Below are 24,497 nucleotides of genomic sequence, written 5' to 3'. Positions count from 1 at the left end.
GGAACGGATTCCGGCATGCACAGGGCAACCGGCGACGTTCATGCGGCTTCGGTCGATTGCGTCTTGTTGAATGGGCGTCGACTGCCGATCGCCGTCCGGCGCTACATGTCCATCGTCTCGGCGACCTCGACGCTGCCGCCTGCCTGCAGGATCGGGCAGCCCTTGGCCTTGGCGAGCGCATCGTCCATGTCGGCGGCGTCGATCAGGCTGTAGCCACTGGCCGGGTTGGCGCCGCCATTGTCGGCGACGCCGCCGCCGGGCATAACGGTCTTCGATTGGCCGACCGGATTGCCGCCGTCGACGATGGCGTCCCCCAGCGAGCCCATCCAGTCCGTCCAGGCCTGCATGACCTTTCTGCCCTCCTCCTCGGTCTCCGGCACGCTGCCGCCGTGATAGACGTAGAGAAATTTCGGCATTGGTCCTCTCCCCATGGTGTGCCCGATAGGTTGAACGTCGGCACGAGGAGGGTTTTCGCATCATTTAACAAAGATACGAAATGACGTTTTCGCGAGTAGTGTCCCGCCTTCAGCGGGCCATGGCGTGATAGTCGCGATTGGGGCGCATATCGACGGCGGCCGCGACCCGGTTCGACATGTTGAAGAAGGCGGCAACGGAGGCGATGTCCCAGATGTCGCGGTCGGCAAAGCCGGCGTCGCGCAATGCCTGGCGGTCGGTCTCCTCGATCTTGTCGGGTGTTTCGGTCAGCTTGACGGCGAAGTCGAGCATCGCTTTCTGGCGCGGGTCGAGATCGGCCGCGCGATAGTTCATCACCATCTTTTCGCCGAGTTCGGGATCGCCCGAGAGCTGGCGCACCGCGGCGCCATGGGCGGTCAGGCAATAGTAGCAGTGGTTCACCGAGGACACGGCGACGGCGATCATCTCGCGCTCGAGCTTCGACAGGGCCGAGTCGGCGAGCATGAGATCGTTGTACATGTCGGTGAAGGCGCGCAGCTTCTTTTCGTCGAAGGCGTAGGACAAGAGCACGTTGGGGACGAGGCCGAGTTTTTCCCGGCACTTGTCGAAATAGGCTCTGGTCCCGGGGCTGAGGTCGCCCGTCGGGGGAATATCGAGGGCCGTCGGTCTTTGGTCGCTTTCCGTCATCTTCTTTTTACTGCCTTTCCCCATCTTGGCTGGGAGTTCAGGTCCAGCCGGGCTCGCATTCGCGATAACGTCTGATACGATAGCGGAAGTTTCCCGCCGGAGGAAAGTATGACGGCAAGCAAGGGTAAGGCCAAACCCGCAAGCGGCAGGGGCGACGCCCGTCCGAAAGAGCCTCAGTTTTCTGATTTCAAACAATTGTTGCTATCGCGTTCGCCGGCGGAGGACGTCGAAGCCTACGAGCCGGCCATGCTGTCGAAGGCGACCGATCTGGTGCGGCAGGCTCTCACCCATCACCGCAAGGGCGAGAGCGTGATCGCGATCGCGCGCGACAGCGGTATCGAGCGGGCCGGTCGCCCGGTGACGGCCATCACCGTCATCAACGACAATATGCCGTTCCTGTTCGATTCGGTAATGGGCGAGATCGGCGCCGGCGGCGTGGAGCCGCTGCTGGTCGCTCATCCGGTGTTCCTGGTCGATCACGACGGCCAGGGCGTGTGCGAGATTCGCGGCGATCCCGGCGGCAAGGCGGAAGGCGACCGCGTCAGCGTCATCCACGTTCACGTTCCGCCGATTCCGCAGCAGCAAGCCGAGCAGCTCGAAACCCGGCTGAAAGAGGTGCTGAAGCAGGTCAGGGCGGCGGTGGTCGACTGGAAACCGATGCTTGCCCGGCTCGAGCACACGATCTCGGACTATCGCTACATGCCGATCCCGCTCGACAAAGGCGCGGTCGGGGAAGCCATCGCCTTTCTGGAATGGTTGCGCGACGACAATTTCACCTTTCTGGGCATGCGCGAATACAGCTATACCGGCGAGGGCGATTCCGGGATTCTGGAGCGTGCCGGCAACCGGGGCCTGGGCATCCTGTCGGACCCCGATCTGAAAATTCTCCGCGGCAGCAACTCGACCTCGATCACCACGCCGGAAATCCGCGACTTCCTGCTCGGGCCGGAGCCGCTGATCGTCACCAAGGCCAATGCGCGCTCGATCGTTCATCGCCGCGCCTATCTCGACTATGTCGGGGTGAAGACCTTCGATGCCGAGGGCAAGTTGACCGGCGAATTGCGCATGGTCGGCCTGTTCACCTCGACCGCCTATACGCGTTCGGTGTTCCGCATTCCCTATCTGCGCTCGAAGGCGGAACGGGTGCTGGCCAAATCGGGCTTCGACAAGGGCGACCATTCCGGCAAGGCGCTGATCAACGTGCTGGAATCCTACCCGCGCGACGAGTTGTTCCAGATCGATACCCACATTCTGCGCAAGCACGCGATGGCGGTTCTGGCGCTGGGCGAACGGCCGCGGGTGCGCGCGCTGGTGCGCGTCGACCAGTTCGACCGCTTCGTTTCCGTGCTCGTCTACGTCCCGCGCGACCGCTACGATTCGCGTGCCCGGGCGCAGATCGGCGATTATCTGAGGACCGCGTTCGACGGCCGCTTGTCGGCTTATTATCCGGCTTTCCCGGAAGGCGCGCTGGCGCGCGTCCACTTCATCATCGGCCGTTCCGGCGGCAAAACACCCAAGGTGAGCGCCCAGTCGATCGAGGCCGCGATCCGCGACATCGTGCGCACCTGGGACGACGCGCTGCGCGAGGCGGCCGCGCAGGCGGGCCAAGGCAGCGCGCATACCGCCATCGCCACCCGCTTTCCCGAAGCCTATCGCACCAGCTTCAAGCCGGTCGAGGCGCTGCGCGACGCCGGACGGATCGCAGCCCTCGACGCCGACAACCCGATCGCAATCGATTTCTACCGCCACGCCGACCAGACGCCGCAACAGGTCGCGCTCAAGATCTATCATCACGGCGAGGCCGTCGCCCTGTCGCGGCGCGTGCCGCTTCTGGAGAATATGGGCTTCCGGGTCATTTCCGAGCGGACCTTCGAGGTCGATCTCGACAATGGTGCGGCTGTGTTCGTGCACGACATGGAACTGGAAAGCGCCTTCGGCAGAGCGCCGGCGCTCGAACAGGACGCCGCCCGGTTCGAGACCGTTTTCCTCTCGGTCTGGCGCGGTCTGGCCGACAATGACGGCTATAACGGCCTCGTCCAGACGGCGGGGCTGGCGTCGAGCGAAATCACCATCCTGCGCGCCTACGGGCGTTATCTGCAGCAGGCCGGCATCCCGCAAAGCCAGGATTTCATCGCATCGGTGCTGAACCGCTATCCCGAGATCGCGGCCGATCTCTACGGTCTGTTCCTGGCCCGGTTCGACCCTGGTCTCGATACGAAAGACGCGGCGCGGCTGCAGGAAGAACGTGCCGAGGCGGTGATGCGGGCGCTGGAAGACGTTCCGGTGCTCGACGATGACACGATCGTGCGGCGCTTCCTGAACCTGATCCAGTCGACCCTGCGGACCAGCAAGTTCAAACCGGAAGCCGAGGGTGAAACGCGTTCGCTGGCCTTCAAATTCGATTCACGCATGCTGACGGGCCTGCCCGAACCGCGCCCCTGGCGCGAGATCTTCGTCTACGGGCCCGAGGTCGAAGGCGTGCATCTGCGCTTCGGGCCGGTAGCGCGCGGTGGTCTGCGCTGGTCGGATCGGGCGCAGGACTATCGCACCGAGGTGCTCGGCCTGGTCAAGGCGCAGCAGGTCAAGAACGCCGTCATCGTGCCGGTCGGCGCCAAGGGCGGCTTCTATCCCAAGCGTTTGCCGCAGGGCGGGACACGCGACGCGGTCTTCGAGGCCGGCAAGCGCGCCTATGTCAATTTCATCTCCAGCCTGCTGTCGATCACCGACAATCTCGACGGCGACACGGTTATGCCGCCGGAACATGTCGTGCGCCATGACGGCGACGATCCCTATTTCGTCGTCGCCGCCGACAAAGGCACGGCCACCTTCTCCGACACCGCCAACGCGATCAGCCAGGCGCATGGTTTCTGGCTTGACGATGCCTTCGCCTCCGGCGGCTCGGCCGGCTACGACCACAAGAAGATGGGCATTACCGCGCGGGGCGCGTGGGAGGCGGTGAAGCGCCATTTCCGCGAGATGAATCGAGACATCCAGTCCGAGCCGTTCACCGTGGTGGGCGTGGGCGACATGTCGGGCGACGTGTTCGGCAACGGCATGCTGTTGTCCGAACAGATCCGGCTGATCGCGGCCTTCGACCATCGCGACATCTTCATCGATCCCGATCCGGATCCGGCGGCCTCGTTTGCCGAGCGCAAGCGCGTCTTCGAACTCGGCCGGTCGAGCTGGCAGGATTACGACGCGGACAAGATCTCCAAGGGCGGCGGCGTCTTCCCGCGTTCGCAGAAGTCGATCACGCTCTCGCAGGCCGCCGCGGATGCGATCGGCCTGGGCAAGACCAAGGCCTCGCCGGCCGAGATCATGACCGCGATCCTGAAGGCCGATGTTGATCTCTTGTGGTTCGGCGGGATCGGCACCTATGTGCGGGCGGCCGACGAATCGAACCAGGATGTCGGCGACCGCGCCAATGACGGCATTCGCGTCATCGGGCGCGAGGTCGGCGCCAAGGTTGTCGGCGAGGGCGCCAATCTCGGCATGACCCAGCGCGCGCGCATCGAATACGGGCTTGCCGGTGGCCGCTGCAATTCCGACGCGATCGACAATTCGGCCGGCGTCAACTCGTCCGACGTCGAGGTCAACATCAAGATCGCGCTGGCCGCCGCCATGCGCTCCGACAGCTTGACGCGGGACACCCGCAATACGTTGCTTGCCGCCATGACCGACGAGGTCGCCGGTCTCGTGCTGGCCAACAACTACCACCAGACGCTGGCGCTTTCGCTGACCGCGCGGCGCGGGCTTTCGGACCTCGGCCACCAGGCGCGGTTCATGACCGCGCTCGAGGCGCGCGGCCTGCTCGACCGGGCGGTGGAAACCCTGCCGGGAGAACAGGCGCTCGCCGAGCGCACGGCGCGCGGCGAGCCGCTGACCCGGGCCGAGCTCGGCGTTCTGCTCGCCTACGCCAAGATCGTGCTGTTTGCCGACCTGGCGGAGAGCGAGCTGCCGGACGATCCGCATTTCGCGGCCGACCTGCTCGGCTATTTTCCCCAGCGTATGGCCAAGAAATACAAGGACGAGATCCTGGCTCACCGATTGCGGCGGGAGATCGTCGCCACGCTGCTGGCCAACGACGCGATCAACCGGGGCGGTCCGTCCTTCATCAGCCGGCTCCAGGACGTGACCGCCTGTTCGCCCGCAGAGGCGGTCGGCGCCTTCGCCGTGGTGCGGGACGGGTTCGACCTTGCCGCGACCTTCGCCGAGATCGACGCGCTCGACACCAGGGTGGACGGTCAGCAGCAATTGCGCTTCTACCAGACGGTCGGCCGGCTGATCCACACCGCGACCGCATGGATGCTGAAAAACGGGGACGGCAGCCAGAGCGTGGGCGCGCGCATCGCCGAGTTGAAAAAGGCGCGCCAGACGCTGGAGCCGAGACTGGCCGACCTGCTGCCCGACTTCATGCGAAGCCGTCTCGAGGAGCGTTGCCAAGATTTCCGCGCGGCCGGCGCGCCCGACGCACTGGCCGCGCGCCTGGCCTATTTCGGCATCGCCGAGATCGTGCCCGACATCGACCTGGTCGCCCAGAAGGCGGGCGCCGATTTCGATACGGCCGCGCGCGCCTATCTGGGGCTCACCGAGACCTTCCGTGTCGCGCGGATCGAGGACGCGGCGCGCGCCGTGGCGCCGGTCGACTATTATGACGGGCTGGCCCTGTCGCGCGCGACCGACATGATCGGCATGGCGCGCCGCGGCATGGCGGTCGCGGTCCTTGCCGCGCACGGATCGGCCGCGGATCCGGTGGCGGAATGGATCGTGGCGGGCGGGCCGCGGGTGGCACGCGCGCGCGAAAGACTGCAGGCCCTGACCGAGGCCGGCGATATTTCCCTGTCGCGGCTCACGGTCGCGGCAGGCATGATGGCCGATCTATCCGAGCTTTGACGCAACATGTCGCCGACGGGGGCGACGGAGGGGACATGGCCGACACACAAGAGCGCCGCGCGCCGCGCCGCGGCATATGGGGCTGGATGCTTTTCGACTGGGCGCAGCAACCGTTCCATACGCTGATCATCACCTTCGTCTTTGCCCCCTATTTTGCCTCGAGCGTGGCCAGCGACGCAGCCCGCGGACAGGAATTGTGGGGCTACGCGACCGGCGTAGGCGGGTTGCTGATCGCGCTGTCGTCGCCGGTCTTGGGTGCGATCGCGGATGCGACCGGGCCGCGCAAGCCCTGGATCCTGTTCTTCTCCGTGCTGGGCGTGATCGGTTGTTTCATGTTGTGGCGGGCGGTGCCGGGCATGGAGGCGATCGGGCCGGTTCTATTCTTCATCGCCCTGGCCGTGTTCGGCATGGAATTCGCCGCCGTGTTCAACAATGCGATGATGCCCGACCTGGTGCCGCGCTCCGAACTGGGGCGTCTTTCCGGCTCGGCCTGGGGGCTGGGCTATCTCGGCGGCCTGATCACGCTGGTGCTGGTGCTCGGTTTCATGTCGGCCTCGCCGGAGAGCGGGCGCACGCTGCTCGGGCTCGAGCCGATCTTCGGCCTCGACCCGGCGATGCGCGAGGGTGATCGCGCGGCCGGTCCCTTCACCGCGCTGTGGTACATGGTTTTCGCGTTGCCGATGTTCCTGTTTACGCCCGACATCGCGCGGCGTACCTCGGCGCGCGGCGCGGTGCGCCGCGGCCTGTCGCAGCTCGGGCGCACGCTGCGCAGCCTGCCCTCGCAGCGCAGCTATTTCAGCTTTCTGCTGTCGAGCATGTTTTATCGCGATGCGCTCAATGCGCTATACACCTTCGGCGGCATCTATGCGGCCGGCGTGCTCGGCTGGTCGATCATCCAGATCGGCATATTCGGCATTCTGGCCAACCTGACCGGCGCGGCCGGCGCCTGGTTCGGCGGCCGGCTCGACCAGCGTTTCGGTCCGCGCTTCGTGGTCGCGATCGCCGCCGTGGTCCTGACGGCGTGCTGTATCCTGGTGATCTCCACGACGCAGACCGAGGTGTTGTTCGTCACGGTGGCGGCCGATGGCGGCAGTTCGCTGCCCGACATCGTCTTTTATTGTGCCGGCGGGCTGATCGGGGCCGCGGGCGGCGCCATCCAGGCCGCCTCGCGCACGCTGCTGGTCGATCAGGTCGAGCGCGAGCGGGTGACGGAGGCGTTCGGGCTTTACGCGCTGTCCGGCAAGGCGACGACCTTTATCGGTCCGCTGACGATCGCGCTGGCAACCGGCTTCTTCGCGTCCGAAGCACTCGGCCTGTCGACCCAGGATGCGCAGCGGCTCGGCGTCACGCCGGTGATCGCGCTGTTCCTGCTCGGGCTGGTTCTCCTGCCGATGGTCAAGAGCCGACACCAGGCCGAAGCCGCCGAGAGGTGAGGCGGCGCTCGCCGCCTTGCTGCTTCAGTGGCGGAAGTGGCGCGTGCCGGTGAACACCATCGCAATGCCATGTGCATCGGCGGCGGCGATCACCTCCTCGTCGCGCATCGAGCCGCCCGGCTGGATCACCGCCGTCGCGCCCGCCTCGACTGCCGCCAGCAGACCGTCGGCGAAGGGGAAGAAGGCATCCGAAGCAACCACCGCGCCACGGGTGAGCGGTTCGGCCGCGCCGGCGGCCGCGGCGGCATCCTCGGCCTTGCGCGCGGCGATGCGGGCCGAATCGACCCGGCTCATCTGGCCGGCGCCGATGCCGACGGTGGCGCCGTCGCGGGCATAGACGATCGCGTTCGACTTGACGTGCTTGGCCACCTTGAAGGCGAATTTCAGGTCGGCGAGTTCGCGCGCGTCGGGCGCGCGCCTTGTCACCGCTTTCAGGTCGAGATCCTCGACCACGGCGCAGTCGCGCGACTGTACGAGCAGGCCGCCGGCGACCGATTTCACGGTCAGGCCGCTCGCGCGCGGGTCGGGCAGCCCGTCGGTCAGCAGCAGCCGCAAGTTCTTCTTGGCCGCGATCAGGGCGAGCGCGTCGGCGTCGGCCCCGGGCGCGATGATGACTTCGGTGAAGGTTTTGACGATCTCGGCCGCCGCCTCGGCATCGAGGATGCGGTTGAGCGCGACGATGCCGCCGAAGGCGGAGACCGGATCGCAGGCGAGGGCCTTGCCGTAGGCCTGGCTAAGGGTCGTCGCCCGGGCCACGCCGCACGGGTTGGCGTGCTTGATGATCGCCACCGCCGCGCTTTCGGCCGGATCGAACTCGCCGACCAGCTCGAAGGCGGCGTCGGTGTCGTTGATATTGTTGTAGGACAATTGCTTGCCCTGGACCTGGCGGGCGGTGGCGACGCCGGCACGCGTGTCGCCGGTGCGGTAGAAGCCGGCCTTTTGATGCGGGTTTTCTCCGTAGCGCATCGCTTCGCCGAGCCGGCCGCCGAAGGCGCGCCAGTCCGGATCGGCGAGATCGAGCGTTTCGGCGAACCAGCCCGAGATCGCGGCGTCGTAGGCGGCGGTGCGCGCGAACGCCTTGGCGGCGAGTTCCTGGCGCAGGCGATAGGGCAGGCAATTGCCGTTTTCGGCCAGTGCGTCGGCGACCCGCCCGTAATCGGCCGGCTCGGTCAGGACCGCGACATAGGCATGGTTCTTGGCCGCAGCACGCACCATGGCCGGCCCGCCTATGTCGACATTCTCCACCGTGGTGGCGTAGTCGCTGCCGGCGTTGCGGACCTCTTCGAAGGGATAAAGGTTGATGACCACGAGGTCGAAGGGACGGATGTCGTGCGTGTCCATCGCGGCAGCGTGCTGCGGATCATCGCGTATGGCGAGCAGTCCGCCATGAACCAGCGGATGCAGGGTTTTTACCCGCCCGTCCATGATTTCGGGGAAGCCGGTGACATCGGAGATGTCGGTAACTGCCAGCCCGGCTTCGGCGATCGCGGCCGCCGTGCCGCCGGTGGAGACCAACTCGATTCCGGCCGCGGCCAGCCTGCCGGCGAATGCGGCCAGCCCGGTCTTGTCGGAGACCGAGATCAGCGCCCGGCGCACCGGCACCAGATCGGGAGCGGGAATGTTCTTCGACGTCACGGCCATCGACCGGCGGTCTCCTGTGTCCGAGGGAAGGGGCGTGCGCGACCTATCACAAGCAGGGCGCAAAACAAATGCGCACGGCGCATGGCAAAGGCGCGCGAACGGCTTACAGCCGCTCGAGCGTTGTGCGGGTCAGCCGCCATGCGACTTCGGGAACCTCCCTAGACGGGAAGGCGAGCACGATCTGGAGGTTGCGGCGTGGGCCGCTGATGCCGGCAAAGAAGATCGATTCCTCCACCACCGGTTCGACGCCGTCGCACGAAAATACCCAGGCCAGGCCGTCACGCGCCGCAAGCACCAGCCGTCCGGCTTCGTCGCGCAGCAAGTCGATGTCGGGATGGACATGAAAGCGGATCGCCACGGTATCGCGGTCGCCCGGCGCGGCTCCGTCGCGACGGAAAAACCGATCGGTGCCGTCGAGCACGTCGCCGTCCTGGGTGAGTTCGAGCGTACGCTCGTGCAGGAGCCCGAATGTGAGTACGTAGCCGTCATGCGCGGCGACGAATCCCTGCCGTCCTGTTGCGTCGGTACGCTTGGACGTGACGGTGCCCGGTCCGCTGATCACGGAGGCGCCGATCAGTCGTGTCAGCCGTGGCGAGGTGGTGAAGCGGCACGAGGAGGTGTCGTTGAGCGTCGCGGTCGAATGGGCGGCGGTGGCGCGCGACAGCGGCCGAAACTCTTCGGGACCGTGCCGGTCGACGCCGGCGTTGACGATGAACATGCGCCGGCCGCAGGACAGTTCGAAGGACAGGCAGCCGGCATGGGCGGGGATGGCGGCTTCGGGCACGTGCGGTGCGCCGGTGTCGGCAATCACGGTCGTCTCGTTCATCGACAGCCGCTCGAAGCCCGAATGCGGCGCATGCAGCAGCGGCTGCCCGGCGGTGTCGTCATGGCGCAGAATGGCGGCGATCCGGTCGGGGATCGTCGCCCCCATGCCGTTGAAGCGGGCAAGACTGCCGTCGCGGTGGCGGAAGAAGCGCAGCGCCGGCAGCATGCGGTCAACCGCGCCCATCAACGCCTGCGGGGGCGCCTCGGCCTGGTTGGCATAGGTCTGGCGCAGCGGCAGAAGGTCGGCGAGCAGTTCCATCACCGCGGCCGGTTGGCGGGAGACGTGTCCGCCGTCGGGCAGGATCTGCCGGTCGAGCTCGCGCGCCAGGTTGCGCGTGGCGGTGCGCAGGGTCGCCGGCGAGGTCGGCAGGGACAGGGCGGCAAAGGCCAGGGCGATGCGCGCGCGCAACCGGTCCTCGCCGCCGCGCATGTAAGGGGCGATGGCGCGCAGATAGCGGATCTGGGTGGTGAGCGATTTCAGGAAATTGCGGTAGAACTGGAACTCCGCGCCCTGCAGCACGACGGTGGAGTGCTGGAGCCAGGCGATCACCCGCTTGGCGGTGATGGCCGGCTCCCAGGCGGTGCCGGCGATATGGGCGCCGTGCGTGTCTATCCAGTCGGAGACCAGCGCGCGCCCATTCGCGGCAGCCAAGTCGGTGCCGGCCTCTCGCAAATGGCGCAGCCAGCGGAATTCGTGCAGCGCCTCGCGCCATATCGGGCTGGCATGGTCGATGGCGAACGGCGAGCGGCCGCCGGTCTCCACGACCTTGCCGGCAAGAGCGAAACGCCCGTGATAGATCTCCGAGGCAATCTGGGGGTCGGCCAGTCGCAGGTCGGGCGGGGCGATCAGAACCCGCTCCGGCGTGCGCCCGGCATAACGCCAGCGATAGGCCGGCGCCGTGCGCAGCCGCTGGCGCGTTCGACGCCAGACCTCTTGCGCAACAAGCCCCCACAGGCGCGGTGATTGACCTGCCGCCGTCACCAACGAATCGCTATCCCTCGAACTTTCCACCCTTTTTGGAGTGTATCCGATTCAAAAACCCGTGCGACAGCAAAAATCCGGCTGTCAACCGCTCCTTCGCAGCCGGGTGGCGAAAAAACCGTCCATGCCCGACCAGCGCGGGTCCTCGGCCGGCCAGTCGGCGGGCGTCGTTCGCAGGTCGCCATGTGCGTTGACGAGACCCTCGAGCCCGTCGAATTCGGCGGGGCCGACCGGTTCGCGGTTGAAATCGTGCCGCTCGCTCAGAAAGCCGGCGACGAGCTGTTCGCCCTCTTCGGGGTCGAGCGAACAATTGGAAAAAACCAGCCGCCCGCCGGGCCGGACCAGCGCCGAGGCAGCGTCGAGCAGGCGGCGCTGCGCGGCGGCGAGCCGGGCGATGTCCTCCGGCGTTTTGGTCCAGGCGATATCGGGGTGACGCCGCAGCGTTCCGGTCGCCGAGCAGGGCGCGTCGAGCAGCACGGCGTCGAACAGGCGCGCGGGGCGCCATGTTGCCAGGTCGGCGCGAACGATCTCGGCCGATAGGCCGAGCCGGTCGAGGTTGACGGCGAGCCGCCGCAGCCGGTTGGCCGAGCCGTCGACGGCGGTCACGTGTGCGCCGGCATTGGCGAGTTGCGCGGTCTTGCCGCCGGGGGCGGCGCAGAGATCGGCGACGTCGCGCCCGCCGACCGCGCCAAGCAGCCGCGCCGGCAGACTGGCGGCGGCGTCCTGCACCCACCACCACGCACCTTCGGCGTAGCCGGCAAGCTCGGGCACCGGCGTGCCCGGCTGGACAAGGCGCACGGTGCCGTTGGGCATCAGGCGGCCGCCCAGTCTTTGCGCCCAGCCGCCGGGGTCGGTGCGTACGGTGAGGTCGAGCGGCGCCTCGATCCGGTGGGCGGCCATGATCGCGTCGGCGGTCTCGGGGCCATAGGCGGCAATCAGGCGCTCGGCAAACCAGTCCGGCGTGTCGCGCTTCGTGGCCAGCACTTTCGGCAGAGCCCGGTCCTTGCGCGCGGCCAACGCCCGCAGCACCGCGTTGACCAGGCCGGCAAAACGGCGCGTGCGCGGATCGGAGCCGGCATGGGCGACGGCGAGATTGACGGCGGCGCTGTCGGGCACGTCCAGAAACAGGATCTGCGCCGCGGCCACGTGCAGGATGTGGAGCAGCGTGCCGGCCTTGGCGGGCAGCGGGCGGTCGAGGCGGCTGTCGATCAGCGCGCCGATCGACAGCCTGTGTCGCAGCGCGGCGGCCAAAATCGCGCGCACGAGACTGCGGTCGCGCGCTTCAAGTGCGGTAAATTGCGGGTTGCCGTGCTCGGCATCGGTGAGGCCGTCGAGCGAGGTCCTGGCGTCGACCACGGCGGCCAGCAGGCGCGCCGCGGCGCGCCGGGCGGCAAGGCCGGGCATTTCCGTCGCCGGCGCGGTGCTGGCGTCCGGTTTCGCCTTCGCTCCGGTTTTGCCCCGCCGCCCGGCCGCTGCCCGTGCGGTCACGACCACGGCCCCTTGGGCCCGGTCGGATTGCGGCCCCAGGGATTGGGCCGGCGCTTCGGCTCCTCGGCCTTCGGCGGCGCCGGGTTCTTGCCGGCGCGGTCCCACGGCCCGGGATCGGCCGGGGTCTGCGGGGTAGCCTGCTTCGGCGCGGCCGCGCGCGCGCCCGGATCGGCCGCGAACTCATCCGCCATCGCCTGCAGCGCCGCGATGCGGTTTGCGGTGTCGGGATGGGTGGAAAACAGATTGTCCATGCGTTCGCCCGACAGCGGGTTGATGATGAACATGTGCGCGGTCGCCGGGTTGCGCTCGGCGTCCTGGTTGGGAATGCGGCCGGCGGCGCGGGCGATCTTGTCGAGGGCCGAGGCGAGCCACAGCGGCGCACCGCAGATCTCGGCGCCGAGCCGGTCGGCCGAATATTCGCGGGTGCGGCTGATCGCCATCTGCACCAGCATGGCCGCCAGCGGCGCCACGATCATCGCCGCCAGCACGCCAACGAAGCCGAGCGGGTTGTTGTTGTCGCGGTTGCCGCCGAAAAAGAAGGCGAAATTGCCCAGCATCGATATCGCGCCGGCAAGCGTGGCGGTAATCGTCATGATCAGCGTGTCGCGGTTCTTCACATGGGCGAGCTCGTGCGCCATCACGCCGGCGACCTCCTCGTAGGACAGCCGCTCCAGCAGCCCCGTGGTCGCGGCTACCGCCGCGTTTTGCGGATTGCGGCCGGTGGCGAAGGCGTTGGGCTGATCGTTCCTGATCAGGTAGACCTTCGGCATCGGCAGGCCGGCATTGTGCGACAGCCCGCGCACGATCTCGTAGAATTCCGGCGCGGCGGCCTCGTCGACCTCGACGGCGTGGTGCATGCGCAGCACCATCTTGTCGGCGTTCCAATAGCTGAACAGGTTCATGCCGGCGGCCAGAACGAAGGCGATCATCATGCCGCCCGAGCCGCCGATCAGATACCCGACGCACATGAAGAGCGCCGTCATCGCGGCAAGCAGCATGGCTGTGCGGATCATGTTCATCGGACGCTCCAGAGTGATAGGCCGTTTGCGATACTCGAAAACGGATTCGAACCGGTCTATATGATGGGTGGGTCGCCGGCCAACTTCAATATTTTCCGCGGAGGCGCGCATGACGGACAGCACCGGGCGAGACGACGCTGAGCAGCGCCGGGCGGAAGAGTGCGACACTTCCAGGCCGCTGTCGCCGCAGGCCCGCCGGGCGCTGGCCGAGGCCGAGGCCCGACGCGCCGAATACAAGCATCGCGAAGCCGAACGCCCGTCCGAGGTCGGCGGGCGCGGCGGGCTGGAACCCGGCCGCTACGGCGACTGGGAGGTCAAGGGCATCGCCACGGACTTCTGAGCGTTCGGGGCATCACGCCCGCCAACCCGAATTTCTCTGCACGACGGGAACGCGGAGCTGGATCGCATGGGTGTTGCGCTCGATGGATGATAGGAATATATTCTGCCAACCATGCTTGTCGCTGCACCGCCTGCCAATCGTTCGCGCCTTTTCCTCCTCGTTCTGATCGTGACGGCGGTCGTGTCGGCATGGTCGCCCCGGCTTTCGGCGGGCGAAATGTTCCGCGGTCCTGTCGAGGCGCGTGTGGTCAGGGTGATCGACGGCGACACGTTCGTGGCCGAGGCGCTGTTGTGGCCGGGCCACAGGCTCGCGGTCACGGTGCGCCTGCGCGGCATCGACGCCCCGGAGCTTAAGAGCAGATGTTGGCGCGAACGCCGTGCCGCGAAGATGGCGCGCGCCGCCCTTGAAGGGATGGTCGGGCATGGCCGGGTCGCGATCTCGAACGTGGCGGGCGGCAAATATTACGGCCGGGTGCTGGCCGATGTCGCCACACCGGGCGGCACCGCGCTCGCGCCGGCCCTGCTCGCGCTCGCCGTCGTGCGGCCTTACCGCGGCGGGCGCCGGGACACATGGTGCTGACGGGATCGGTGTCGCGGTCCTGTTTCGTTTCGGGACAGGGGGCGATGTGCCTGCCTCATTCGCTTCTGAGAACGTGATGGCGTTAACCGCTCGGTAAGCCTGCCCCACACCGGTTTTCAATGAAATCAACATCCTGGCCGGACAACTCGGCGGCGCGCCGGTTTGGAGCCGTCGTCGGCAGGAAAGCTGCATGGCTCCTCGCGACACATCCATCCGTCGAAGAGGAAGACAGGAATGCGCGCCAAAACGGGACTTTGCAGCCGCTTACGGAATTTCGGCACCGATCGTTCGGGCAATTTCGCCCTGGCGACCGCTGCGGTAATGTCCGCTCTGGTTGCCGGTGGCGGGTTTGCACTCAATCTGGCCCAGGTGACGCTGACACGTTCGAACCTGTCGAACGCGCTTGACGCGGCGGTGACGTCGACTGCGCGCGACCTGACCACCGGCAAGATTGCGCCCGACGACGCCGATGCGCTGGTGCTGGCCTTCCTGAAGGCGAACGGATCGGGCAGCTTTGCCAGCCAGGACCGGATCACGCTCGACCGGGTGACCATCGACAGGCAGGCGCGTACCGTTTCGGCCGTGGCCAGCACCGAGATCGATCTCGCCTTTCCCGTCTTCAACGCGGCGGCGTCGCGCCTGATCCGGGTCGAATCGAAAGCGCTCTATTCCGACCGCAAGATCGAAGTGGCGATGATGCTCGACATAACGGGTTCGATGAACGGCAGAAAGCTGCGCGATCTCCAGACCGCCGCCGGCAATGTCGTCGACACGTTTCTGGCCGGGCAGAACGCGACCGACCCGCGCGTGCGTCTTGCCATCGTGCCATATGCCGACGCGGTCAATACCGGCGTGCTGGCGCCGGTGGTGCATGTGGAGACGGAGTTCGCCACCGGCGAGCCTCCCGCGCTGGACGGCGCAAAGATAGTCTCGGCCGGCCTGCGCCGGTCGCGCCGCCTGCCGGATGGTTCGCGCCGGCCCGATTCCTGCGCGACCGAGCGCAAGGGCGCGCAGCAATTCAGCGATGCCTCGCCGCGCACGGCCATGGTCAACCGCGACTACCGGCTGGCCTTTTGTCCCTCGGCGGCCTTGGAGCCGCTGACCGCAGACGTCTCGCGGCTGAAGGCGACGATCGGCGCGTTCCGCGCGAGCGGATACACGGCAGGCCATATCGGCATCCAGTGGAGCTGGTACATGTTGTCGCGCAAATGGGCGGACGTGCTGCCCGCGGGGTCGCGGCCGCTTGCCCACAATGCCAAGAAGGTCGGCAAATTCGCCATCCTGATGACCGACGGCGAGTTCAACACCGCCTTTGCCGGTGTGCCCCGGCGCGGCGCCACAAAGGGCGGCCAGGCCGGCCGTTCGCGCAACCAGGCCGAACGGCTCTGCGAGGAGATGAAGAAGCAGGGCATCGAGATCTTCACCGTCGGCTTTCAGTTGCGCCAACGCAACGCAAAGCAGGTCATGCAGGCCTGCGCCTCGCCGGACCGGGGGTCGATCCAGCATTATTTCGAAGCGGCAAGTGGCCAGGAACTCGACGCCGCCTTTCAGGAAATCGCCGGCAATATCGAGCGGCTGGCCATAATCAAATAGGAATCTTTGAAACGGAAAGGGCCGCCCCGACAGGCGGCCCCCCGTGTTTCCGTTCGTAGCGCGGCCGCTGGAGGTGATCGCAATCACCGGCCGCGCGTCATGCCCTGGTCAGGAAGGCTGCTCCCCGACGCGGCAATCCGCCGAGACCACACTACGGAAAACGAAATCACTCGACATCGGATCACCTCCTTTCGTTTCGTTGAACACGAGCCCAAGGTGGGACATTCGACGCCGCGTTTCAAGCACCCCGCGCAGCCCGCCCGCCATCCGGCGGTGCGCGCGGCGTGTCACTTGCGGTTCTGCCGGTTCTCGACCAGATCGTCGACCACTGCCGGGTCGGCCAGCGTCGAGGTGTCGCCCAGCGCGCCGAAATCGTCCTCGGCGATCTTGCGCAGGATGCGGCGCATGATCTTGCCCGAGCGCGTCTTCGGCAGGCCGGGGGCGAACTGGATCAAATCGGGAGAGGCGATCGGGCCGATCTCCGAGCGGACCCAGTCGCGCAGTTCCTTCTTCAGATCGTCGTCCGGTGCCTCGCCCGACATAAGCGTCACGTAACAATAGATGCCCTGACCCTTGACGTCGTGCGGATAGCCGACCACGGCGGCTTCCGAGACCTTGTCGTGTGCGACCAGCGCCGATTCCACCTCGGCCGTGCCCATGCGGTGGCCCGACACGTTGATGACGTCGTCGACGCGCCCGGTGATCCAGTAATAGCCGTCCGCATCGCGGCGGCAGCCGTCGCCGGTGAAATATTTTCCCTTGTAGGTGGAAAAATAGGTCTGCACGAAACGTTCGTGATCGCCGTAGACCGTGCGCATCTGGCCCGGCCAGGAATCGACGATGCACAGATTGCCGTCTGCCGCGCCGTCCAGCACATTGCCGTCATTGTCGACGAGCTGCGGCTGGATACCGAAGAACGGCCGTGTCGCCGAGCCGGCCTTGAGTTCGGTCGCGCCGGGCAGCGGCGTGATCATGATGCCGCCGGTCTCGGTCTGCCACCAGGTGTCGACGATCGGACATTTTTCCTCGCCGACGACCTTGAAATACCACTCCCAGGCTTCCGGATTGATCGGCTCGCCGACGGAGCCGAGCACGCGCAGCGATTTGCGCGAGGTCTTCTTGACCAGCTCGTCGCCGGCACCCATCAGGGCACGGATCGCCGTCGGCGCGGTATAAAAGATGTTGACCTGGTGCTTGTCGACCACCTCCCAGAAGCGCGCTGCGCTCGGGTAGTTCGGCACGCCCTCGAACATCAGCGTGGTCGCGCCGTTGGCCAGCGGTCCGTAGACGATATAGGAATGACCGGTGACCCAGCCGACATCGGCCGTACACCAGTAGACGTCGCCGTCATGGTAGTCGAAGACATATTCATGCGTCATGGCGGCGTAGACGAGATAGCCGCCCGACGTGTGCAGCACGCCCTTGGGCTGGCCGGTCGAGCCGGAGGTGTAGAGGATGAACAGCGGATCCTCCGCCTTCATCTTTTCCGGCTTGCAGTCGCCTTTCACGGTGCGGACCTCGTCGTGGTACCACAGGTCGCGGCCTTCCTGCCAGCCGGTCTTGCCGCCGGTGCGGCGCACCACCAGCACGGTCTCGACGTCGACCTTCTTCTTGGCCGCGATCGCGATCGCCTTGTCGGTGTTTTCCTTCAGAGGAATGGTGCGGCCGCCGCGCAGGCCCTCGTCGGCGGTGATGACAAAGGTGGATTCGCAATCGACGATGCGCCCGGCAAGCGCGTCGGGCGAAAAGCCGCCGAAAACCACGGAGTGCACCGCGCCGATACGCGTACAGGCCAGCATCGCATAGGCGGCCTCGGGTATCATCGGCATGTAGATGGTGACGCGGTCGCCCTTCTTGACGCCGTGCTTCTTCATCACGTTGGCGAGCCGGCACACATGATCGTAGAGCTCGCGATAGGTGATTTTCCGGTCGTCGTAAGGATTGTCGCCTTCCCAGATGATGGCCACCTGGTCGCCGCGCTTTTTCAGATGGCGGTCGATGCAGTTGGCCGAGACGTTGAGGCGACCGTCCTCGAACCATTTGATCGCCACCTTGCCGGAAAAGGAGGTGTCCTTGACCTTGGTGAAGGGTTTCATCCAGTCGATGCGCTTGCCGTGCTTGGCCCAGAATTTATCCGGATTCTTGATCGAGTCGCGGTACCATTTGAGATAGGTGTCGTTGTCGATAAGCGCATTCTTCTTCCACGCAGGCTGAACGCGGTGAACGTGAACCTCGGACATTATTTCCTCATTCCTTCAAACCGTGACCGACAAGCCTTCGCGCTGCCGCGATTGTGCCGCGCGGGGGCGTTGGCGGCATTATTACCATTCGCTCGTCGGGCACAACATTAGACATTGGGTTCGTCTCGCCAAACATGCCAGTGCAAGTCCGGCCAACAGTCCGGCGATTGTCAGCACTCAGCCATGTTCGCTGCTAAACTATTGATTTTTATATCATAAAACTTGATTTCACTGGATTTTTGAGGAAATCATTAACCAAAGCGACGCACGATAGGCTCGCGGAGGAGAACCGGAACACCGGGGTAGCATCATGGATGACAGAACCGAACTGAAGCGGATGCTCGATGGCTACGGGCTGACGACGGCACGCATTCTCTATCACATGCCCGACCATCCGCATCTTTTGCAGACCTATGTCTGGCAGGACTACGATATCGCGCCGCGGTTTCCGGTGCTCGGCGCCTTTCTCGATTTCTGGAAGGAAAAGCTCGACGGCCCGTTGCATTCGATCGCGTATACGCACAAGCGGCTGATCACACCGAGCGAATGGCGCAGCATCGAAGGCGAGCTCGTGTTGCACTGATTGCATCGGCCGCCGGGGGCGCGGGGGCTGCGTCAGCGTGTGCCGAAGATCGCCGACCCGACGCGCACGCTGGTGGCGCCGAAGGCGATCGCCAGCGGGAAATCGGCCGACATGCCCATCGACAGGCGATCGAGCCCGGCTTCGCCCGCAAGCTTGTCCAAAAGCGCGAAATGCGGGCCGGGATTGTCTTCGACCGGCGGGATGCACATCAGGCCCTCGATGGCGAGCCCGTGCGTGTCGCGGCAGCGGCGCACGAAGGCGACGGCCTCGCGCGGGTCGAGGCCCGCCTTTTGCGGCTCAGAGCCGGTATTGACCTGGACATAAAGCCGTGGCCGCCGCTGCTGCCTGGCGATTTCCTTGGCCAGTTCGGCGGCGATCTTGTCGCGGTCGACGGTCTCGATCACATCGAACAGGGCGACCGCGTCCCGGGCCTTGTTGGATTGCAGCGGTCCGATCAGGCGCAACTCGATATCGGCGAACTCAGCCTTCAGTGCCGGCCATTTGGCCTGCGCCTCCTGGACCCGGTTTTCGCCGAACACGCGCTGGCCGGCGTCGATGGCCGGGCGGATCGCGGCGGCGTCGAAGGTCTTGGAAACGGCCACCAGCGTGACCGACCCGGCAGGCCGGTCGTTTTCTTCCTCCGCGCTGGCGATTTCGGCCCTGACGGCGGCAAGCCGGGTGATGACGTTGTCCATGTTATGCCCTTGAATTCGTGATCGCGACGCTGGCCGTTGCGGCATGCGGCGCCGCGCCGGAGTTGACGCCTTCGCCAAACCATGGTGAAGGTCCGCCCCGACATATCCCAGCATCCTCTCTTAAGTGAAATACCGGTCATGGCAACCGAGCGATACAATCCCCGCGTCTCAGAACCCCGTTGGCAGAAAGTCTGGTCCGAACGAAAGCTGTTCGAGACGAAAAACGACGACCCGCGTCCGAAATACTACGTGCTGGAGATGTTCCCTTACCCGTCCGGGCGCATCCATATGGGGCATGTGCGCAACTACACGATGGGCGACGTGGTGGCACGCTACAAACGGGCGACCGGCCATAACGTGCTGCACCCGATGGGCTGGGACGCCTTCGGCCTGCCGGCCGAGAACGCGGCGCGCGACAACAAGGTCAATCCGCGCGACTGGACCTACGCCAATATCGAGACGATGAAGGGCCAGTTGAAGACGATGGGCCTGTCGCTCGACTGGGCGCGCGAGTTCGCGACCTGCGACCCGTCCTACTACAAGCATCAGCAAAAAATGTTCCTCGATTTCTGGAAGGCGGGTCTCGTCGAACGCAAATCGGCCAAGGTCAACTGGGACCCGGTCGACATGACGGTGCTCGCCAACGAGCAGGTGATCGAGGGGCGAGGCTGGCGCTCCGGCGCGCCGGTCGAGCAACGCGACCTGACGCAATGGTTCTTCAAGATCTCGTCGATGAGCCAGGACCTGCTCGACGGGCTCGACACGCTCGAGCGCTGGCCCGAAAAAGTCCGGCTGATGCAGCAGAACTGGATCGGCCGCTCCGAAGGCCTGCTGATCCGCTGGCCGCTCGCGGCGGAAACCGCGCCGCAGGGCGAATCCGAGCTGGAGGTCTACACGACGCGGCCGGACACGATTTTCGGCGCCTCGTTTATGGCGATCGCAGCCGACCACCCGCTGGCCAGGAAGGCGGCGGCACGGAATTCCGAACTGGCGGCGTTCTGCGAGGAGTGCCGGCGCATGGGCACGTCGGTGGCCGCCCTGGAGACCGCCGAGAAAAAGGGTTTTGATACCGGCATCCGCGTCGTCCACCCTTTCGACGAGAGCTGGACGCTGCCGGTCTATGTCGCCAATTTCGTTTTGATGGATTACGGCACCGGCGCGATTTTCGGCTGCCCCTCGGGCGACCAGCGCGACCTCGACTTCGCCAACAAATACGGATTGCCGGTCGTGCCGGTGGTGATGCCCGAGGGTGAGGACGCCGCGACCTTCCAGATCCTCGACGAGGCCTATGTCGACGACGGGGTGATGATCAATTCGCGCTTTCTCGACGGCATGACGCCCAAGGCGGCCTTCGACGAGGTCGCACAGCGGCTGGAGAAGATCCCCTCGGGCACCCGGCCGATGGCCGAACGCAAGGTGCAGTTCCGGCTGCGCGACTGGCTGATATCGCGTCAGCGCTATTGGGGCTGCCCGATCCCGGTGATTCACTGCGCGACCTGCGGTTCGCTGCCGGTCTCCGACGCGCAGCTGCCGATAGAACTGCCGACCGATGTCAGTTTCGACAAGCCCGGCAACCCGCTCGACCGTCATGCGCGCTGGAAACACGTCGCCTGTCCGCAATGCGGCGGCGCGGCCGAGCGCGACACCGACACGATGGACACCTTTGTCGATTCATCGTGGTATTTCGCCCGTTTTACCGATCCGTGGAACATTGAGCGTCCCACGACGCTGGCCCATGTCGACGGCAAGGACGGCTGGTTGCCGGTCAACCAGTATATTGGCGGGGTCGAGCACGCGATTCTGCATCTGCTTTATTCGCGGTTTTTTGCCCGCGCAATGAAGGCGACCGGCCATCTCAACGCCGTCGAGGAGCCGTTCGAGGGCCTGTTCACCCAGGGCATGGTCGTGCACGAAACCTACAAGGGGCCGGACGGCTTCGTGACCCCGGCCGAAATCAGGATCGACGACAATGGCGGCACGCGCCAGGCGACGCTGGTCGCCACCGGCGAGAAGCTGGTCATCGGCCCGATCGAGAAAATGTCGAAGTCGAAGAAGAACGTCGTCGATCCCGACGACATCATCGCCAGCTACGGCGCCGACACGGCGCGCTGGTTCATGCTGTCCGACTCGCCGCCCGACCGCGACGTGATCTGGACGGAGGCTGGCGTGGAGGGCGCGCATCGCTTCGTGCAGCGGCTGTGGCGGCTGGTGTCGGGCGCCGCGCCGCTGCTTGCCGACGTGCAACCGGCGGCGGCGCGCGAGGGCGAGGCGGCTGCGGTGTCCAAAACGGCGCACAAGACGGTCAAGGCGGTCGGCGAGGACATCGAAAAGCTCGCCTTCAACAAGGCGGTTGCCCGTCTCTACGAGCTGACCAATACCCTGCAGGCGCCGCTGGCGGCCATTGCGGAGGGCAAGTCCGAACCCGCCGTTGCCGGCGCCGCCCGCGAGGCGCTGGAGTTCCTCATCGTCATGATCGCGCCGATGATGCCGCATCTGGCCGAGGAATGCTGGGCAGCGCTTGCCGGTCCCGAGGCCGGACTTGTCGGCGAACGCGCCTGGCCGGCCTACGACGCCGCGCTGGTCGTCGACGACCAATACACTTATCCCGTGCAGATCAACGGCAAGAAGCGCGGTGATTTGACAATTGCACGCGACGCGGATCAAGCTGCCGTCGAGCAGGCGGTCCTCGATCTGGACGTCGTGAAGAAGGCGCTTGACGGCAAGGCGCCGCGCAAGGTGATTGTGGTGCTGCGGAGAATCGTCAATGTCGTCGTTTGAGCCCATGGCTTTCCGTGACAGGTCCGTGCTGCGGCTTCTGTTCCTGGTGCCGCTGCTGGTGCTGCTTGTGGTCGCGTCGGCCTGCACCGTGCGACCGCTTTACGGCGAAGCGTCCGGGTCGATCGGCGCTGGCGCCGGCCTCGGGTCGATCGCGGTCAACCCGGTCACCAGCCGCTATGCGCAGGAGGTGCGCAATCATCTGATCTTCGGCCTCAACGGCGGTGCCGGCCAGCCGGCGACCCCGCGCTACCTGCTTGACCTCAACGTCACCTCCACCTTCCGCAATTCGGCGTCCGTCCAGGTGGCGCGTGAGAATGAACCGACGGCCGGCGCGGTGGTGATGACATCGCGCTACCGGCTGATCGACGCGGAGACCGGCAAGGCCGTCGCCAACGGAAACCGCTCGGTCAACGCCGCCTTCGACAAGCCGCGGCAGGAATTTGCAGTCCTGCGCGCCGAACGCGACGCCGAAAACCGCGCCGCGCGGGAACTGGCGGAAATGCTGCGGGTCGCGCTCGCGCAGGATTTGGAGAACCTTCCGGCAAATTGAGCGTTCAGCCCGGTCAGTCGCCCACAGCGGGCGGGCGTCATTCTTGCGTCACAGAGTTTGGCCAAACAAGGTCGACCGGAGTGGATGACCATGGATATGCCGACGTCGCCGTCCTCTATCGCCAAGCTCATCGGAGGGCGGGCCCTCTACGGTCATATGTCTGACGGCGACGCCCATATTATCGACCAGCTCATCGAGGAGCGCACGGTCAACCTGTCGCGTAATCCGCTGTGGCCGGTGTTCAAGCCGCTTTTGTATCGCGCGTTTCATTATCGCGAAGCCGTGCGCATGGCCGACCGGATCGCGGCCATGGGCGGCCGCGAGGCTATTGAACATATTAGCGGTCTTCTGTCGCTGGAGATCGACGTTGCCGGCCTGGAGAACCTGCCGTGTGAAGGCTCCGTCATCATCGCGCCGAACCATCCGACCGGCATTGCCGACGGTGTCGCCATGTACGATGCGCTGAAGCGCCTGCGCGGCGACCTCGTCTTCTTTGCCAACCGGGATGCCTTGCGCGTGGCGCAGGGCTTTCGCGACATGATCATTCCGGTCGAATGGCGCGCGGGCGAGAAGTCGCATTCAAAGAGCCGGGATACGCTGGAAATGACGGCGCGCGCCTTCGCCGACGAAAGGGCGGTGGTGCTGTTTCCCGCCGGCCGCATCGCCTACTGGCACGAGGGCCATCTCACCGAACGCCCCTGGCAGAGCTCGGCGGTCGCGTTGGCGCGCCGTTTCGACACGCCGATCGTACCCGTCCACATCACCGCGCGCAATTCGGGACTGTTTTACTTCCTCGGCAAATATTCGACGGAACTGCGCGACATGACGCTGTTCCACGAACTGTTGAACAAGAAGCGCTTCCACTTCTCGATCACCTTCGGAAAACCGGTTCCCTCGGACGTCCTCGACGGCGACCAGGCCGTGCTGACCGCCGGTCTCCAGGAACACGCCGTGTATCGGCTCGCGGCCGATCCGCAGGCCTCCTTCGAGGCGCCGTCTGCCGCGTAGGCCGCTTTTCGATGGTGAACCGGCGGTGCCGGGCCGCGGGCCCGGCTTTTCTTGATGCCGTGGTCGGGATTACCCGATCTTCTGGCCGGTCTTGGCCCAGTCGGCCAAAAACGCCTCCAGGCCCTTGTCGGTCAGCGGATGCTTGACAAGGGCGCGCAGCGTCGCCGGCGGCACCGTGGCGACATCGGCGCCGATCAGCGCGGCCTGCTTGACGTGGTTGACGGTGCGCACCGAGGCGGCAAGGATTTCGGTCTTGAAATCGTAATTGTCATAGATGGTGCGGATCTCCGAAATCAGCTCCATTCCGTCTACGCCCATGTCGTCGATGCGGCCGATGAAGGGCGAGATGAAGGTCGCGCCCGCCTTGGCGGCCAGCAGCGCCTGATTGGCCGAAAAACACAAGGTGACATTGACCTTGCGGCCGTCGGAGGTGATCGCCTTGCAGGCCTTCAGCCCGTCGAAGGTGAGCGGCACCTTGATGCAGATATTGTCGGCGATCTTCGACAGAATGTCGGCTTCCTGCATCATCGCGGCGAATTCCGTCGCGGTGACCTCGGCCGAAACCGGGCCGTCGACGATGTCGCAGATTTCCTTGGTGACTTCCTTGATGTCGCGACCGGCCTTCATGATCAGCGAGGGGTTGGTGGTGACGCCGTCGAGGAGACCCAGCTCGTTCAGTTCGCGGATATCCTTCACGTCGGCGGTGTCGACAAAAAACTTCATGACCGTCTCCTTAGCGAATTTTCTGC

General features: G+C 65.8%; 18 protein-coding genes. 9 read left to right on the top strand and 9 right to left on the bottom strand.

What is annotated here, in order from left to right; genetic code table 11:
- Positions 1-101 precede the first annotated feature (101 nt).
- Together ACT2B0_RS17750 and ACT2B0_RS17745 are read right to left on the bottom strand one after the other, a co-directional pair.
- Entirely contained in the window at positions 102-416 is a 315-nt protein-coding gene (locus ACT2B0_RS17750; RefSeq protein ID WP_473459662.1) for a hypothetical protein, read from the bottom strand.
- Between the two features lie 109 nt (positions 417-525).
- Positions 526-1,101, bottom strand: a complete 576-nt coding sequence (locus ACT2B0_RS17745; protein ID WP_473459661.1) for a peroxidase-related enzyme — start codon at positions 1,099-1,101, stop codon at positions 526-528.
- Between the two features lie 108 nt (positions 1,102-1,209).
- Between ACT2B0_RS17745 and ACT2B0_RS17740 the strand changes: the two genes are divergently transcribed.
- A complete protein-coding gene (locus ACT2B0_RS17740; protein ID WP_473459660.1) occupies positions 1,210-5,994 on the top strand; it encodes an NAD-glutamate dehydrogenase in 4,785 nt (1,594 codons plus the stop codon).
- Positions 5,995-6,029: 35 nt separating this feature from the next.
- On the top strand, positions 6,030-7,427 hold the full coding sequence (locus ACT2B0_RS17735) for an MFS transporter (RefSeq protein WP_473459659.1): 1,398 nt from the start codon (positions 6,030-6,032) through the stop codon (positions 7,425-7,427).
- Between the two features lie 24 nt (positions 7,428-7,451).
- Here the strand turns inward: ACT2B0_RS17735 and purH are convergent, their stop codons facing one another.
- The 4 genes from purH to htpX all read right to left on the bottom strand — a co-directional run bounded on the left by purH (position 7,452) and on the right by htpX (position 13,382).
- On the bottom strand, positions 7,452-9,068 hold the full coding sequence (gene purH, locus ACT2B0_RS17730; protein ID WP_473459658.1) for a bifunctional phosphoribosylaminoimidazolecarboxamide formyltransferase/IMP cyclohydrolase: 1,617 nt from the start codon (positions 9,066-9,068) through the stop codon (positions 7,452-7,454).
- A 103-nt stretch (positions 9,069-9,171) separates the two neighbouring features.
- Entirely contained in the window at positions 9,172-10,905 is a 1,734-nt protein-coding gene (locus ACT2B0_RS17725; RefSeq protein ID WP_473459657.1) for a heparinase II/III family protein, read from the bottom strand.
- A gap of 54 nt (positions 10,906-10,959) precedes the next feature.
- Positions 10,960-12,279 carry an RsmB/NOP family class I SAM-dependent RNA methyltransferase gene (locus ACT2B0_RS17720; RefSeq protein ID WP_473459656.1) on the bottom strand — a complete coding sequence of 440 codons (1,320 nt, stop codon included), beginning with the start codon at positions 12,277-12,279 and terminating at the stop codon, positions 10,960-10,962.
- A gap of 80 nt (positions 12,280-12,359) precedes the next feature.
- On the bottom strand, positions 12,360-13,382 hold the full coding sequence (gene htpX, locus ACT2B0_RS17715) for a zinc metalloprotease HtpX (RefSeq protein WP_473459655.1): 1,023 nt from the start codon (positions 13,380-13,382) through the stop codon (positions 12,360-12,362).
- Between the two features lie 109 nt (positions 13,383-13,491).
- On the opposite strand from htpX, the gene ACT2B0_RS17710 reads away from it, so the two are divergent.
- The 3 genes from ACT2B0_RS17710 to ACT2B0_RS17700 all read left to right on the top strand — a co-directional run bounded on the left by ACT2B0_RS17710 (position 13,492) and on the right by ACT2B0_RS17700 (position 15,894).
- On the top strand, positions 13,492-13,722 hold the full coding sequence (locus ACT2B0_RS17710) for a DUF1674 domain-containing protein (RefSeq protein WP_473459654.1): 231 nt from the start codon (positions 13,492-13,494) through the stop codon (positions 13,720-13,722).
- A 111-nt stretch (positions 13,723-13,833) separates the two neighbouring features.
- Positions 13,834-14,301 (top strand): thermonuclease family protein, encoded by a 468-nt coding sequence (locus ACT2B0_RS17705; protein WP_481658419.1) that lies wholly within the window; start codon positions 13,834-13,836, stop codon positions 14,299-14,301.
- A gap of 234 nt (positions 14,302-14,535) precedes the next feature.
- Positions 14,536-15,894: a vWA domain-containing protein gene (locus tag ACT2B0_RS17700; protein WP_473459652.1), complete on the top strand. Its 1,359-nt coding sequence runs from the start codon at positions 14,536-14,538 to the stop codon at positions 15,892-15,894.
- A gap of 287 nt (positions 15,895-16,181) precedes the next feature.
- Here the strand turns inward: ACT2B0_RS17700 and acs are convergent, their stop codons facing one another.
- Positions 16,182-18,134 carry an acetate--CoA ligase gene (acs, locus tag ACT2B0_RS17695; protein WP_473459651.1) on the bottom strand — a complete coding sequence of 651 codons (1,953 nt, stop codon included), beginning with the start codon at positions 18,132-18,134 and terminating at the stop codon, positions 16,182-16,184.
- Between the two features lie 310 nt (positions 18,135-18,444).
- Here acs and ACT2B0_RS17690 point away from each other — a divergent pair, with 310 nt between their 5' ends.
- Positions 18,445-18,717 (top strand): usg protein, encoded by a 273-nt coding sequence (locus ACT2B0_RS17690; protein ID WP_473459650.1) that lies wholly within the window; start codon positions 18,445-18,447, stop codon positions 18,715-18,717.
- Positions 18,718-18,749: 32 nt separating this feature from the next.
- On the opposite strand, the gene ACT2B0_RS17685 is transcribed toward ACT2B0_RS17690, so the two are convergent.
- Positions 18,750-19,490, bottom strand: a complete 741-nt coding sequence (locus ACT2B0_RS17685; protein ID WP_473459649.1) for a YggS family pyridoxal phosphate-dependent enzyme — start codon at positions 19,488-19,490, stop codon at positions 18,750-18,752.
- Positions 19,491-19,550: 60 nt separating this feature from the next.
- Here ACT2B0_RS17685 and leuS point away from each other — a divergent pair, with 60 nt between their 5' ends.
- From leuS to ACT2B0_RS17670, 3 genes are all read left to right on the top strand, one after another.
- Positions 19,551-22,190: a leucine--tRNA ligase gene (gene leuS / locus ACT2B0_RS17680; RefSeq protein ID WP_473459648.1), complete on the top strand. Its 2,640-nt coding sequence runs from the start codon at positions 19,551-19,553 to the stop codon at positions 22,188-22,190.
- Positions 22,177-22,740, top strand: coding sequence for an LPS assembly lipoprotein LptE (locus ACT2B0_RS17675; protein ID WP_473459647.1), 564 nt, complete (start codon positions 22,177-22,179; stop codon positions 22,738-22,740). The genes leuS and ACT2B0_RS17675 overlap by 14 nt, the downstream gene beginning before the upstream one ends.
- Positions 22,741-22,830: 90 nt before the next feature.
- Positions 22,831-23,748, top strand: a complete 918-nt coding sequence (locus tag ACT2B0_RS17670; RefSeq protein ID WP_473459646.1) for a GNAT family N-acetyltransferase — start codon at positions 22,831-22,833, stop codon at positions 23,746-23,748.
- A 69-nt stretch (positions 23,749-23,817) separates the two neighbouring features.
- Here ACT2B0_RS17670 and fsa read toward each other — a convergent pair whose 3' ends face one another.
- Complete coding sequence (gene fsa / locus ACT2B0_RS17665; protein ID WP_473459645.1) at positions 23,818-24,471, bottom strand: fructose-6-phosphate aldolase; 654 nt, start codon at positions 24,469-24,471, stop codon at positions 23,818-23,820.
- Positions 24,472-24,497: the final 26 nt, after the last annotated feature.

The organism is Nitratireductor sp. J20-h4 (assembly GCF_056780505.1).
Note: the sequence above shows the minus strand (reverse complement) of the source record. Positions and strands in the feature narration are given on the sequence as shown.

Coding starts and splice junctions, on each gene's coding strand:
- ACT2B0_RS17750 (WP_473459662.1), bottom strand. CDS start 416: ATGCCGAAATTTCTCTACGTCTATCACGGCGGCAGCGTGCCGGAGACC.
- ACT2B0_RS17745 (WP_473459661.1), bottom strand. CDS start 1,101: ATGACGGAAAGCGACCAAAGACCGACGGCCCTCGATATTCCCCCGACG.
- ACT2B0_RS17740 (WP_473459660.1), top strand. CDS start 1,210: ATGACGGCAAGCAAGGGTAAGGCCAAACCCGCAAGCGGCAGGGGCGAC.
- ACT2B0_RS17735 (WP_473459659.1), top strand. CDS start 6,030: ATGGCCGACACACAAGAGCGCCGCGCGCCGCGCCGCGGCATATGGGGC.
- purH (WP_473459658.1), bottom strand. CDS start 9,068: ATGGCCGTGACGTCGAAGAACATTCCCGCTCCCGATCTGGTGCCGGTG.
- ACT2B0_RS17720 (WP_473459656.1), bottom strand. CDS start 12,279: ATGCCCGGCCTTGCCGCCCGGCGCGCCGCGGCGCGCCTGCTGGCCGCC.
- htpX (WP_473459655.1), bottom strand. CDS start 13,382: ATGAACATGATCCGCACAGCCATGCTGCTTGCCGCGATGACGGCGCTC.
- ACT2B0_RS17710 (WP_473459654.1), top strand. CDS start 13,492: ATGACGGACAGCACCGGGCGAGACGACGCTGAGCAGCGCCGGGCGGAA.
- ACT2B0_RS17705 (WP_481658419.1), top strand. CDS start 13,834: ATGCTTGTCGCTGCACCGCCTGCCAATCGTTCGCGCCTTTTCCTCCTC.
- ACT2B0_RS17700 (WP_473459652.1), top strand. CDS start 14,536: ATGCGCGCCAAAACGGGACTTTGCAGCCGCTTACGGAATTTCGGCACC.
- acs (WP_473459651.1), bottom strand. CDS start 18,134: ATGTCCGAGGTTCACGTTCACCGCGTTCAGCCTGCGTGGAAGAAGAAT.
- ACT2B0_RS17690 (WP_473459650.1), top strand. CDS start 18,445: ATGGATGACAGAACCGAACTGAAGCGGATGCTCGATGGCTACGGGCTG.
- leuS (WP_473459648.1), top strand. CDS start 19,551: ATGGCAACCGAGCGATACAATCCCCGCGTCTCAGAACCCCGTTGGCAG.
- ACT2B0_RS17675 (WP_473459647.1), top strand. CDS start 22,177: ATGTCGTCGTTTGAGCCCATGGCTTTCCGTGACAGGTCCGTGCTGCGG.
- ACT2B0_RS17670 (WP_473459646.1), top strand. CDS start 22,831: ATGGATATGCCGACGTCGCCGTCCTCTATCGCCAAGCTCATCGGAGGG.
- fsa (WP_473459645.1), bottom strand. CDS start 24,471: ATGAAGTTTTTTGTCGACACCGCCGACGTGAAGGATATCCGCGAACTG.